We start from the raw sequence: 12,367 nt of genomic DNA on the forward strand, positions 1-12,367 counted from the left end.
CCACCCGCGGCGGGGACCGCGACCGGCGGGACCGGCGCGGCGCCCCGCGGGACCCGGACCGCCCGGGCGGCCGGCGCCGCCAAGGCCGCCGTCCAGTCGGTGAAGTCCGTCAAGGCCGCCCGGCAGGCCGCGGCCCACCCGGCCCCGCTGCCGCGCACCACCGACCGCCTGGTCCTGCCCCCGCACCCCGGCCTGCGCATCCCCGACACCAAGGTCGCCCTCTCCACCGCCTCGGTCTACCCGGCCAACACCGCCATCGCCTTCGAGCTGGCCGAGCGTCTCGGCTACGACGGCGTCGAGGTGATGGTCTGGAACGACCCGGTCAGCCAGGACATCGAGGCGCTGCGCCGGCTCTCCGACGCCCACCGGATGCCGATCCTGGCCGTGCACGCGCCCTGCCTGCTGATCACCCAGCGGGTCTGGACCAGCGACCCGTGGACCAAGCTCGTCCGGGCCCGCGCGGCGGCCGAGAAGCTCGGCGCGAGCGCCGTCGTCGTCCACCCGCCGTTCCGCTGGCAGCGCCAGTACGCCCGGGACTTCGTCGAGGGCATCAACCGGATGGCGGGCGAGACCGACGTCCGCTTCGCCGTCGAGAACATGTACCCCTGGCGCTACCGCGACCGCGAGATGCTGGCCTACGCACCCGGCTGGGACGTCACCGAGGAGGAGTACCGGCACTTCACCATCGACCTCTCGCACGCCGCGACCTCCCGGATCGACGCGCTCGCCATGGTCGACCGGATGGGCGACCGGCTCGCGCACATCCACCTGGCCGACGGCAGCGGCTCCGGCAAGGACGAGCACCTGATCCCCGGCCGGGGCAAGCAGCCCTGCGCCGAACTGCTGGAGCACCTCGCCCGGACCGGCTTCGACGGCCACGTGGTGCTGGAGGTCAACACCCGGCGCTCCGCGTCCCCCGCCGAACGCGAGGCCGACCTCGCCGAGGCGCTCGCCTTCACCCGTCTGCACCTGGCCACCCCCGCCCGGGTACGCTGACCACGAACTGCCGTACCGAGGGGGACATATGACGGACAGCATGACGGACAGCACGGACTACCGGCGGCTCGCCGGCTCGTTCGGCGGGGTGGCCGCCGAGTACGACCGGGCCCGTCCCTCGTACCCCGACGAGCTCTTCGACGCGCTGGAGCGCCTGGCCGGCCGCACCCTGAAGGGCGCCCGGGTGCTGGACGTCGGCGCCGGTACCGGTATCGCCACCCGGCTGCTGGCCGGCCGCGGCGCGGACGTGATCGCCGTCGAGCCCACCCCCGGCATGGGCGCCCAGTTCCTCACCTCCTCGCCGGGCCTGCCGCTGGTCCGGGGCGACGGCGACGACCTGCCCTTCCACGACGGCTCGGCCGACTTCGTCACCTACGCCCAGGCCTTCCACTGGACGCACCCCGAGCGGTCCGTCCCCGAGGCGATCCGGGTGCTGCGCCCCGGCGGCGCGCTCGCGACCTGGTGGAACGTGAAGGACAGCGGCGTCGCCTGGGTGGCGGCGATGGGCGAGCGGCTCGCCAAGGCGCTCACCGGGACGTACCACGGCTACGGCGCGGTCAACGAGATCGTCTCGCACCTCGCCCCCCACGACCTGCGGATCGGCACCGCCACGCTGCGCTGGGAGCGCCGGGTCACCGTCGACCACGTGATCACCGACCTGGTCTCGCGCTCCTACCTGGCCTCCCTCGCCCCCGAGGAGCGGGCGCCGCTGCTGGCCGTCGAGCGCGAGGCGCTGCTGGCGGAGTTCCCGGACGGCTGGGTGGTCGAGCCGTACGTCCTGGACCTCACCGTGGCCCGGACCCCGGACGCCACGGCCTGACCGCATCGCGGACGCGGTGTCCGCCCGCCGGACGGCGGGCGTAGTCTCGAAAGACACAGCGGCCGCGCACCCTCCTCACCCGGCGGGGCCGCCAGCAGCCTCCGAAGGAGTGGAGCACAGTGCCCGAGCTGAAGTCCCGTACGGTCACCCACGGTCGCAACATGGCAGGCGCCCGGGCGCTTCTCCGGGCCGCCGGCGTAGCCCGCGAGGACTTCGGCAAGCCGATCATCGCGGTCGCCAACTCCTTCACCGAGTTCGTCCCCGGGCACACCCACCTCCAGCCGGTCGGCCGGATCGTCTCCGAGGCGATCAAGCAGGCGGGCGGCATCCCGCGCGAGTTCAACACCATCGCGGTGGACGACGGCATCGCGATGGGCCACGGCGGCATGCTCTACTCGCTGCCCTCGCGCGACCTGATCGCCGACTCGGTGGAGTACATGGTCAACGCGCACTGCGCGGACGCCCTGATCTGCATCTCCAACTGCGACAAGATCACCCCGGGCATGCTGATGGCCGCCCTGCGCCTCAACATCCCGACCGTCTTCGTCTCCGGCGGCCCGATGGAGGCCGGCAAGGCCACCCTGGTCGACGGCACCGTGCGCAGGCTGGACCTGGTCGACGCGATCTCCCAGGCGGTCAACGAGAACGTCTCCGACGAGGACATCGCGATCATCGAGGAGAACGCCTGCCCGACCTGCGGGTCCTGCTCGGGCATGTTCACCGCCAACTCGATGAACTGCCTGACCGAGGCGATCGGCCTCTCGCTGCCCGGCAACGGCTCGGTGCTCGCCACCCACACCGCCCGCCGGGCGCTGTACGAGAAGGCCGGGCGGACCGTCGTCGAGATCACCAACCGGCACTACCAGCAGGACGACTACAGCGTCCTGCCCCGCTCGATCGCCACCCGGTCCGCGTTCGAGAACGCCATGGCGCTGGACATCGCGATGGGCGGCTCGACCAACACCATCCTGCACCTGCTCGCCGCCGCCCAGGAGGCCGAGCTGGACTTCGACCTGCGGGCCATCGACGCGGTCTCCCGCCGGGTGCCCTGCCTCTCCAAGGTCGCGCCCAACGGCTCGTACTACATGGAGGACGTCCACCGGGCCGGCGGCATCCCCGCCATCCTCGGCGAGCTCTACCGCGGCGGCATGCTCCACGAGGACGTGACCACCGTCCACTCCGACTCGCTCGCCGAGTGGCTGAAGACCTGGGACGTCCGCGGCGGCTCGCCGTCCGCCGAGGCCGTCGAGCTCTGGCACGCCGCCCCCGGCTGCGTCCGCTCCGCCGAGGCCTTCTCCCAGTCCGAGCGCTGGGAGTCGCTGGACACCGACGCGGCCAACGGCTGCATCCGCAGCGTCGAGCACGCCTACTCGGTCGAGGGCGGCCTGGCCGTGCTGTACGGCAACCTCGCCGAGGACGGCTGCATCGTGAAGACCGCCGGTGTCGACGAGTCGATCTGGACCTTCAGCGGCCCCGCGGTGGTCGTCGAGTCCCAGGAGGACGCCGTCGACGCGATCCTCACCAAGCGGATCAAGGAGGGCGACGTCGTCGTCATCCGCTACGAGGGCCCCAAGGGCGGCCCCGGCATGCAGGAGATGCTCTACCCGACCTCGTTCCTCAAGGGCCGGGGGCTCGGCAAGGCCTGCGCCCTGGTCACCGACGGCCGCTTCTCCGGCGGCACCTCGGGCCTGTCGATCGGCCACGCCTCCCCGGAGGCCGCCTCCGGCGGCACCATCGCGCTGGTCGAGGACGGCGACATCGTCGCCATCGACATCCCCGGCCGGACGATCTCGCTGGAGGTCCCCGCCGAGGTGCTGCACGAGCGCCGGCTGAAGCTGGAGGCCGGGGGCGGCTACCGGCCGAAGAACCGCGAGCGCCAGGTCAGCCAGGCGCTGCGGGCCTACGCCGCGATGGCCACCTCCGCGGACAAGGGCGCCGTCCGCGACGTCTCCAAGCTCGGCTGACACCCCCGCGCCACGAGGAGCCGTTCCGCCCCGGGCGGGACGGCTCCTCCCGCGTCGGCCGCCGGATGCTGTCTCGCGGGCGGGGCGCCGGGTGATAATCGGCCGTGTGAACGAGGACCCCACCCCCACCCCCAGGCCCGCCGGCGCCCCCGAGCCGGAACCGATCCGCTGGTTCGGCACCAGCTGGGTCGGCCGTGGCACCGACTACCGGCTGCGCCGGGTCGTGGTGCCGCTCGGCGCCCTGCTCGCGGCGGTGGCCGGGGCGTTCGTCCTGCGCTTCGCCGTCGAGGGCGTCCAGCTGTCCGACAACGGCGGGTTCGTCAACGGCCTGCTGGTCGCCGCCGTGGCGATCTGCTCCTGCCTGGCCGGGCTGCGCAACTGGAAGCTGCTCAGCGAGGGCAGGGACCAGCTGACCGGCTGGATGGCCGAGGACAAGTCGCTCGGCGTGGTCTGGGTCATCGGAGGGGTCGGCGCGCTGTTCGCCTACTTCCTGCGCGGCCTGGTCGAGGCCCCCGGCGAGGCCGTCAAGCGCGCCCGGTACGAGCGCGCCACCGCCCGGTACGGGCGGCGGCAGGCGGGCCGCGGCGGCCGGCCCGGCGCGAAGAAGGCGGCGCCGGGCCGGGGCGGGCGCAAGCGCTGAGCGCTCAGCTGCGGGTGATCGTGCCGCACTCGCCCCGCGCGGTCAGCTCCTTGGAGCGGTCGTACGGGTCGGTGGCCGGTCCGGTCCGCTCCGGGTCCGGTTGGGCGAACTGGGGGAACCGCGGGTGGAGGAAGCCGTCGTAGACCTCGCAGGCGGTGTTGCCGACCTCGGACCGGCGCTTGCCGAAGTTGATCTTCTTCGGGTTGTTCTGGTACTTGCCCGGGTCGTAGAACCGGAAGTCCTCCGTCTTGCGCACGATGGTGCGGGCGGTCCGGGTGTCCCCGGGGACGTCGGCCACCGGGAGCAGCAGGCCGACCGGCTTGACCGCGCCGTCCCCGGGCGCGGGCGGCGCGGGCGGCGCCGACCGCGGGGACTGCGCCGGGGCGCCCGGCGTCGGCCGCTGGGCCGTGGCGCGCTGGGCCGCCTCCGGGCCGGGACGCAGCGCGTAGACGTAGGTGAAGTCGGTGTGCACCACCACCCCCTTCTCGCCGTCGCCCTCGACGCTGATCCGGCCCTGCAGCCTGACCCCGTCGGCCACCTGGACCGCCTCGCGCGGATCGAAGCGGTCGAACGCCGAGGTGGGGTCGTCCTCCTTGCTGGGGCGGGCCAGCGCGATCTCCAGCTTGTCCCGGCTCTCCCGCTCCAGCATCGCCAGCGCGGCGTCCGGCCGGCCGCCCGCGATCACCTTCGGATCCAGGTTGGCCGCCGCCAGGTAGTCCTTCACCAGCTTGACCTGGGCGGCCACCTGCTCGGCGCCGAACACCCCGATGGCGCCGGGGGCCTGCGGCAGGTCGAAGGCGTCCATCGTGGTCGGCCAGTCCTTGGCGGGGGAACCGGCCCACGGGCGGTCGACGGTGGGCTGCTCCTCGTCGACCGGTGAGGGCGCGCCGGTCGGCCGCGCGGTCTCCGGGGCGACCGGCGCGGCGGACGTGCCGGACCGGTCCGGGGCGGCGCCGAAGGTCGTCGAGAACCAGGAGCGCACGCCGTCGACGTTGAGCGCTCCCAGCAGCACGACCACCGTCAGCAGCACGTACAGCGGTGCCTGCCACCGCGGCCGCGGGCGGGCGTTGCCCCAGGGGTCGACCGCTTTCGGGGCGCGCCCGAAGCGCCCGGCCTTCCTCGGGCCGTCGTTCACCGAGCGCCGGCCGCCCGGGTCGACCGGCGGGGTGTGCTGCCACCGGGCGGAGAGCATCCGGGTGCGGCCCGCGGGCTCCTTGACGGCGGCCCCGCGGACGAACTCCTCGTCCAGGACGAGGTCGGCGAACGGGTCCTTCCCGCCCGCTCCGGACGGGTCCGCCCCGTCCGGGGCCCGGCCCTCGGACGGGCGCGGTTCTGGATCTTCGGCTATCGGCATCGCGCCAGTATGCCGACGGGGTGTGACAGGGAATCGATCGGGGGCACACCGTGTGGTGAACTCGGGTGCGGCGTGCGGGAATCACCCCGTTTTGTCCGGCTCGCGGGCCGGTGCTCAGCCCTTGCCGCGGGCCTGCTTCACCGAGCCGACCACGCCCGCGACGGCCAGCAGGAGACCGGCCGGCAGCAGCGAGAGGAAGAACGCGCCGAACAGGCCCGCGTCCCCGAGGATCGTCTGCGCCAGCATGTTCAGCACCAGCAGTCCGCCCGCGGCCGGCAGCGCCGACTTCCACGGATGCGCGTCCGCCCACCGGCGCAGCCGCCGGTCGGTGGTGTCCTTGCGCAGCTGGCCGCCCACCGTGCCGACCAGGAAGAAGAAGAACAGGGCCCAGCCGGCCGGTCCGGCCAGCATGCTCAGCGACCAGTCGCCGGTGATCGCGTCGATCCCCAGGGCGGTCGCCCCCACCACCGCACCGACTCCCGCGGCCGTCCGCCACGGCCCGAGCGTCGCGGCGGCGACGGCGGCTTGCCGGTTCTCACGTCGGGACATCTCTCCGTGTGCCATGCCTCCACGGTGCGCCCGCGCACGGCCCGAAGCCATAGGGGAGAACCCCGAGTTTCTCCCTAGGGCGGACGCCCCCGGGCCCGGCCCCGGGGCGGACGCCGCCGTGCCCTTCCGCAGGGTGGACGGTCCCGCCGCGGGCGGGGGAGCGGTGCGAGGATGGCGGCAGGAACGGATGCAAGGAGCGGGCATGGGCAGCGGCGCGGCGCACGGGCAGAAGATCGCCTTCCTCGGGACGGGCAAGATCGGGGAGGCCCTGCTCTCCGGTCTGCTGCGGGCCGGCAAGGACCCGGCGGACGTCCTGGTGACCGCCCGCCGGCCGGAGCGGGCCGCCGAGCTGGCCGCGAAGTACGGCGTCGGCGTGGTGGCCAACCACGAGGCCGCCAAGCTCGCCGACACCCTGATCCTCGCGGTGAAGCCGCAGGACATGGGCACCCTGCTGGACGAACTGGCGCCGCACGTCGGCGCGGACCGGCTGGTCATCTCGGCCGCGGCCGGCATCCCCACCGCCTGGTTCGAGGAGCGGCTGGCGCCCGGTACCCCGGTGGTCCGGGTGATGCCCAACACGCCCGTCCTGGTGGACGAGGGCATGAGCGTGATCTCCGGCGGCTCGCACGCGACCGAGGCGCACCTGGAGCGGGCCGAGGAGATCTTCCGCTCGGTCGGCAAGGCGCTGCGGCTGCCGGAGTCCCAGCAGGACGCGGCGACCGCGCTCTCCGGTTCGGGCCCGGCGTACTTCTACTTCCTGGTCGAGGCGATGACGGACGCCGGCATCCTGCTCGGCCTGCCCCGGCACGTGGCGCACGACCTGATCGTGCAGTCCGCGATCGGCGCCTCGGTGATGCTGCGGGACTCCGGCGAGCACCCGGTGAAGCTGCGCGAGGCGGTCACCTCGCCGGCCGGCACCACCATCGCGGCCATCCGCGAGCTGGAGAACCACGGGGTGCGGGCCGCGCTGCTGGGCGCCCTGGAGGCGGCCCGGGACCGCTCCCGGGAGCTGGCCTCCGGCGGCCGGTAGGCCGCCCAGTAGGCTCGGCCGCATGGCCTACGACCTGGTGATCTTCGACAACGACGGCGTGCTGGTGGACAGCGAGCCGCTCTCCAACCGGTTGCTCGCCGAGTACCTCACCGAACTCGGCTACCCGACCACGATCGAGGACTCCTACCGGGACTTCATGGGCACCGCGGCCCACCGGATCCACGACGTGATCGCCGAGCGGCACGACGGCGCGAAGCTGCCGGAGGGCTTCGACGAGCTGTTCCACGGCCGGGTGTTCGCCGCCTTCGACGCCGAACTCACCGCCGTGCGGGGCGCGGAGACGCTGCTGAAGGAGCTCGGGCAGCGCTCCGTGCCGTTCTGCCTGGCCTCCTCGGCGCACCACGCGTGGATCCGCACCGCCCTCGACGTCACCGGTCTGCGCGGGTACTTCGCCGAGGAGCGGATCTTCAGCGCGCAGGACGTCGGCGTGGGCAAGCCGGCCCCCGACCTCTTCCTGCACGCCGCCCGCGCCCTCGGCGTCGACCCGGCCCGCTGCCTGGTGCTGGAGGACAGCGTCAACGGCGTGCTGGCCGCCCGGGCGGCCGGGATGGACGTCTACGGCTACACGGCGCTCACCGACCCGGCGCGGCTGACGGCGGCGGGCGCCACCGGGCTGATCGGGGACCTCGCCGAGGCCGCCGCGCTGCTCGGCTGAGCGGCGGGGCCCGTACCGGCGTGCGCACCCCCTCCCCAAAAACCGCGCCACCCCCTACGCTCTCGCCAACATCGTTGTACCGGCCAGTAGCGAGGTGTGCGTGAAGATCGGGACGGCGCCCGGTGCCGCGGCACCGCCACGGCTGCGGGCGGGCCGGGCCGCGCTCACCGCGAGCTTCCTGCTCCAGGGCGTCACCTTCGCGCTGCTGGTCACCTGCATCCCCGAGATCCAGGACCGGTACGGGCTGAGCGACGCGCTGCTGCCGGTCTTCCTGGCCGCCGTGCCGGTCCTGGCCGGCGTCGGGTCGATCGTCTCCGAGCAGCTGGTGCGGCGGGCCGGCGCGCGGGCGGTGCTGCGGGTCGTCCAGCCCGCCGTCTGCCTCAGCCTGGCCGGCGCCGGGTTCGGCCGCACGCTCTGGCAACTCGCGCTCGCGCTCGGCGCGTTCGGCCTGCTGGTCGGCGCGCTGGACGCCAGTATGAACATGCTCGGGGTCGGCCTGCAGCGCCGCTACGGGCGCTCGATCATGCTCGGCTTCCACGCCGCGTTCAGCCTCGGCGGCATCCTCGGCACGGTGGTCACCGGCCTCGGTTCGCACTACCACCTCGGCCTGCCCGTGCTGTTCGGGACGGCCGCCGTGGTGATCGCCCCGCTCGCGGTGCTGGCCGGGACGCGGTTCGCCGGGCCCGCCGAGCTCGGTGACGCCGTCCGGGAGGCCGCCGAGGCCGCGGCCCGGAGCGTCCCGTGGCGGCCGCTGCTGCCGCTCTGCCTGGCGATGGCCTTCGCGTACATCGCCGACGCCTCGGTCTCCAACTACAGCGTCAAGTACCTCACCGACGGCCTGGGCGGCGCCGAGGACGTGGCGAAGCTGTCCTACCTCGGCTACATGGTGGCGATGCTGCTCGGCCGTGCGCTGGGCGACCGCGCGGTGCAGCGCTGGGGCGCCGTCCCGGTGGTCCGCGGCGGCGCCGCGCTGGCCGCGCTGGGCTTCGCGATCGCCGCCGCCGCGCCCGGTGCGGCCGCCGGCATCGCCGGGTTCACCGTGCTCGGCTTCGGGATCTGCGCGATCATCCCGCAGGTCTTCGCGGCCGGCGGGCGGCTCCTCCCGGACGACTCGGACGCCGCCGTGGCCCGGCTCAACCTCTTCAACTACGTGGGCTTCCTGATCGGTTCGCCGCTGGTGGGCGCGATCGCCGACGCCAGTTCGTACCGCTGGGCGCTGCTCGCCCCGATGCTCCTGGTGCTCGCCGTCCTCCCGCTGGCCGACCGCTTCGCCCCCGCCCCGGCGCTCGTCCCGGCGCGGGCCTGACGGCGGCGCCGCGCCGCGTGGCGCTCAGCCTTCGCGGATCTCGTCCAGCGACTCCCGCATCAGGGCCTTGGCGCGGGTGAACCAGTCCGCGAGCACGGCGATCTCGTCCGGGGTGTAGTCGGCGAACAGGCGGCCGAACCGCTCGTACATCGGGCCGTAGACCTGGAGGATGCGGGCCTGCGCGGAGTCCTCCATCACCACCCGTACCCGGCGGCGGTCGGCCGGGTCGGCCTCGCGGCGGGCGTATCCGGACTTCTCCAGCCGGTTGAGCACGCCCGTCACCGCGCCGGTGGTGAGCTGCGCCCGCTCGGCGAGGTCGCCGGCGGCGAGCGGCTCCCCGGCCATGGCCGCCTCGATGACGAAGCCGAGGCAGGTGAGGTCGGTGACGTTCAGCCCGAGCCGGGCGGCGACGTCCTGCTGTCCGAACTGGGCGAGCGCGATCATCCGGTCCATCGCGTACTGCGCCTGCTCGGTCGTCGCCCGCGGGCGCGGCTTGCCCTCCACGGAGCATCTCCTTAGTATCTAAGTTACTTAGCTCGCGAGATAAAACGTCGGTCGCGGCCCGCTCCCCGGGCGCGCCGGCCGTCCGCGAAGCCCATCACAGCGGAACCCCATCACACCAAAGAGGGAGACATGGGCGCACACGACGAGCACGACATGGGCCACACCGTCGCCGGCTGGACGGGTGTCGCGATCGCGATCGCCGGCAGCGCGGTCGCCGGGGTGGCCTTCGCGGCGGGCTCGGCCGCCGTGTTCTGGACCGGCCTCGCCGTCGCCGCGGCCGGGGCGCCCGCCGCCTGGCTGCTGCACCTCGCGGGCTGGGGCAAGGCCACCGGGCCCCGCCCGGCCGGCCGCCGGCACTGGCGCACCCGGGACACCGCCGCCCGGGCCGGCCACACCGACTGCCTCGGCTGCCGGCTGGCGGGTCGCACCGGCGTCGCCGCCGCGCCCGCACCGGCGCCCGCGCCGGCACCCGCGCCGGGCCCGGCCGCCCGGCTCTCCCGGAGGTAGGCCCGCACCCGGGCGGGCCGTTCACCGACCCCCGGGGGTGTGACCTGGCGGCGGTCGCGGCGCGCGCACGCACTACCGTGGACGCCATGCCCGAAGCCGAGCGTGACACCCCCTGCGGCCTGCACCTCTTCTGGGACGAGGCCGTCACCGCCTACGACTTCGGTCCCGGCCACCCGATGGACCCGGACCGGCTGGCGCTCACCATGCGCCTGGTGGAGTCCCTCGGGCTGAGCGCGGGGCCCGGCGTCACCGTCCGGTCCGCACCGCCCGCCGGCGACTCCACCCTGCGGCTGGTGCACACCCGGGAGTACGTCGCGGCGGTCAAGCACGCGGCCGCCCACCCCGAGGAGGTGGACCTGCGGCACGGGCTCGGCACCGACGACAACTGGGCCTTCCCCGCCGTCCACTCCGCCTCCGCGCTGATCGCCGGGCAGTCGGTCGCCGCCGCCGAGGCGGTCTGGCGCGGCGAGACCCCGCACGCCGTCAACTTCGCGGGCGGACTGCACCACGCGATGCCCGCTCGGGCGTCCGGCTTCTGCGTCTACAACGACCCCGCGCTCGCCATCGCCCGGCTGCTCGAACTCGGCGCCGAGCGGGTCGCCTACGTCGACGTGGACGTCCACCACGGGGACGGCGTCCAGCAGGCGTTCTGGGACGACCCCCGGGTGCTCACCGTCTCGCTGCACGAGCACCCCGCCACGCTCTTCCCGCAGACCGGCTGGGCCACCGAGACCGGCGGCCCGGCCGCGCCCGGCTCGGCGGCCAACCTGCCGCTGCCGGCCGGTACCGGTGACTCCGGCTGGCTGCGCGCCTTCCACGCCCTGGTGCCCGAACTGCTGGCCGCCTTCCGCCCGCAGGTGCTGGTCACCCAGCACGGCGCGGACACCCACCTGGAGGACCCGCTCGCCCACCTCGCCGTCACCGTGGACGCCCAGCGGATGATCGCCGAGGAACTGCACGCCCTGGCCCACGGGCACGCCGACGGCCGCTGGATCGCGCTGGGCGGCGGCGGGTACGCCGTCGTGGACGTCGTCCCGCGGACCTGGACCCATCTGGTCGCCACCGCCGCCGGCCGGCCCGTCGACCCGGCCACCGAGACCCCGGAGGCCTGGCGCGCCGAGGTCTACCGGCGCACCCGCCGGCCGGCCCCGCTGCGGATGACCGACGGCGCCCGGCCGGTCTGGCGGGACTTCGACGCGGGATACGATCCGGCCGACCGCCTCGACCAGGCGATCCTGGCCAGCCGCCGCGCCGTGTTGCCGCACCACGGCCTGCTGCCCTGAATCCCGGCCCCCGGTTGTGGAGGCGCCGGGCGGTGCGCACGACCCCTGCGACAGACCGCCGAGTGACTACGTAATGCAACAGGACTATCTCTCACCGTACGAGGACTGGGCTTCTCCCTCTTCCCACTGGTACCACCCATAACTACTCTGGGGATACACGTGTGCCGGTGGAGTCACCGGAGGGGAAGCCGGTGCCTTGCACACGGGTAAGGGTCGGGTGATGGTCATGAGTTCCGGCGAACGCCCCCTGCAGGAAGTCGTCTTCCTGACCGTGGCCGAAGTGGCCGCGGTCATGCGGGTGTCCAAGATGACGGTGTACCGATTGGTGCACAGCGGAGAGCTGCCGGCCATCCGGGTCGGTCGGTCCTTCCGGGTGCCCCAGCAGGCGGTGCACGAGTACCTCAAGGAGTCCTACGTGCGGCTCGAAAGCGCGTAGGACTCGGCTGACGTGGGCGGGGGTCACAGCCGGTGGCCCCCGCGCTCGTTTGCCACGGATTTCCCGCGAGTTTGCCGGTCCGGGGAGCACGATTACGGCCCTGGCCGCGTGGACGGTAGGCTAGGCCCTCCGTCAGTCGTATGGACTCCGTCTCTCACGGACGGGAGTCTCAGTGAGCGAGGGTTGTTCCGTGGGCTCTGTCATCAAGAAGCGTCGTAAGCGTATGGCCAAGAAGAAGCACCGCAAGCTTCTGAAGCGCACCCGCGTGCAGCGTCGCAACAAGAAGTAAGCGCCCGCCGCGC

General features: G+C 74.0%; 14 protein-coding genes. 11 read left to right on the plus strand and 3 right to left on the minus strand.

What is annotated here, in order from left to right; all coding sequences use genetic code 11:
* Positions 1-192 precede the first annotated feature (192 nt).
* The 4 genes from ACZ34W_RS12675 to ACZ34W_RS12690 all read left to right on the plus strand — a co-directional run bounded on the left by ACZ34W_RS12675 (position 193) and on the right by ACZ34W_RS12690 (position 4,420).
* Positions 193-996, plus strand: coding sequence for a sugar phosphate isomerase/epimerase family protein (locus tag ACZ34W_RS12675; RefSeq protein ID WP_352286385.1), 804 nt, complete (start codon positions 193-195; stop codon positions 994-996).
* Between the two features lie 40 nt (positions 997-1,036).
* Positions 1,037-1,816: a class I SAM-dependent methyltransferase gene (locus ACZ34W_RS12680; protein ID WP_329488324.1), complete on the plus strand. Its 780-nt coding sequence runs from the start codon at positions 1,037-1,039 to the stop codon at positions 1,814-1,816.
* A 119-nt stretch (positions 1,817-1,935) separates the two neighbouring features.
* Complete coding sequence (gene ilvD / locus ACZ34W_RS12685) at positions 1,936-3,780, plus strand: dihydroxy-acid dehydratase (RefSeq protein ID WP_329488323.1); 1,845 nt, start codon at positions 1,936-1,938, stop codon at positions 3,778-3,780.
* 106 nt (positions 3,781-3,886) lie between these two features.
* Positions 3,887-4,420, plus strand: a complete 534-nt coding sequence (locus tag ACZ34W_RS12690) for a hypothetical protein (protein ID WP_465603580.1) — start codon at positions 3,887-3,889, stop codon at positions 4,418-4,420.
* A gap of 4 nt (positions 4,421-4,424) precedes the next feature.
* Here the strand turns inward: ACZ34W_RS12690 and ACZ34W_RS12695 are convergent, their stop codons facing one another.
* Positions 4,425-5,774: an SCO2583/SCO2584 N-terminal domain-containing protein gene (locus tag ACZ34W_RS12695; RefSeq protein ID WP_465603582.1), complete on the minus strand. Its 1,350-nt coding sequence runs from the start codon at positions 5,772-5,774 to the stop codon at positions 4,425-4,427.
* 114 nt (positions 5,775-5,888) lie between these two features.
* The gene (locus ACZ34W_RS12700; protein ID WP_359834893.1) at positions 5,889-6,323 is read right to left on the minus strand and encodes a hypothetical protein; all 435 of its coding nucleotides are present in this window, start codon (positions 6,321-6,323) and stop codon (positions 5,889-5,891) included.
* Positions 6,324-6,525: 202 nt separating this feature from the next.
* Between ACZ34W_RS12700 and proC the strand changes: the two genes are divergently transcribed.
* The 3 genes from proC (at position 6,526) to ACZ34W_RS12715 (ending at position 9,335) form a co-directional block, all read left to right on the plus strand.
* Positions 6,526-7,353 carry a pyrroline-5-carboxylate reductase gene (gene proC, locus ACZ34W_RS12705; protein ID WP_329488318.1) on the plus strand — a complete coding sequence of 276 codons (828 nt, stop codon included), beginning with the start codon at positions 6,526-6,528 and terminating at the stop codon, positions 7,351-7,353.
* 22 nt (positions 7,354-7,375) lie between these two features.
* On the plus strand, positions 7,376-8,029 hold the full coding sequence (locus ACZ34W_RS12710; RefSeq protein ID WP_329488317.1) for an HAD family hydrolase: 654 nt from the start codon (positions 7,376-7,378) through the stop codon (positions 8,027-8,029).
* 100 nt (positions 8,030-8,129) lie between these two features.
* Positions 8,130-9,335, plus strand: coding sequence for an MFS transporter (locus tag ACZ34W_RS12715; protein WP_465603585.1), 1,206 nt, complete (start codon positions 8,130-8,132; stop codon positions 9,333-9,335).
* 24 nt (positions 9,336-9,359) lie between these two features.
* Here the strand turns inward: ACZ34W_RS12715 and ACZ34W_RS12720 are convergent, their stop codons facing one another.
* Positions 9,360-9,839 (minus strand): MarR family transcriptional regulator, encoded by a 480-nt coding sequence (locus tag ACZ34W_RS12720; protein WP_352286174.1) that lies wholly within the window; start codon positions 9,837-9,839, stop codon positions 9,360-9,362.
* A 129-nt stretch (positions 9,840-9,968) separates the two neighbouring features.
* Between ACZ34W_RS12720 and ACZ34W_RS12725 the strand changes: the two genes are divergently transcribed.
* The 4 genes from ACZ34W_RS12725 (at position 9,969) to ACZ34W_RS12740 (ending at position 12,354) form a co-directional block, all read left to right on the plus strand.
* Positions 9,969-10,346, plus strand: coding sequence for an HGxxPAAW family protein (locus ACZ34W_RS12725; RefSeq protein WP_465603587.1), 378 nt, complete (start codon positions 9,969-9,971; stop codon positions 10,344-10,346).
* Between the two features lie 86 nt (positions 10,347-10,432).
* Positions 10,433-11,629: an acetoin utilization protein AcuC gene (locus tag ACZ34W_RS12730; RefSeq protein ID WP_465603589.1), complete on the plus strand. Its 1,197-nt coding sequence runs from the start codon at positions 10,433-10,435 to the stop codon at positions 11,627-11,629.
* Between the two features lie 226 nt (positions 11,630-11,855).
* Positions 11,856-12,065, plus strand: a complete 210-nt coding sequence (locus tag ACZ34W_RS12735; protein ID WP_148644250.1) for a helix-turn-helix domain-containing protein — start codon at positions 11,856-11,858, stop codon at positions 12,063-12,065.
* A gap of 190 nt (positions 12,066-12,255) precedes the next feature.
* Complete coding sequence (locus ACZ34W_RS12740) at positions 12,256-12,354, plus strand: 30S ribosomal protein bS22 (RefSeq protein ID WP_003948845.1); 99 nt, start codon at positions 12,256-12,258, stop codon at positions 12,352-12,354.
* Positions 12,355-12,367 lie beyond the last annotated feature (13 nt).

This window comes from Kitasatospora sp. NPDC022856, from assembly GCF_055561235.1.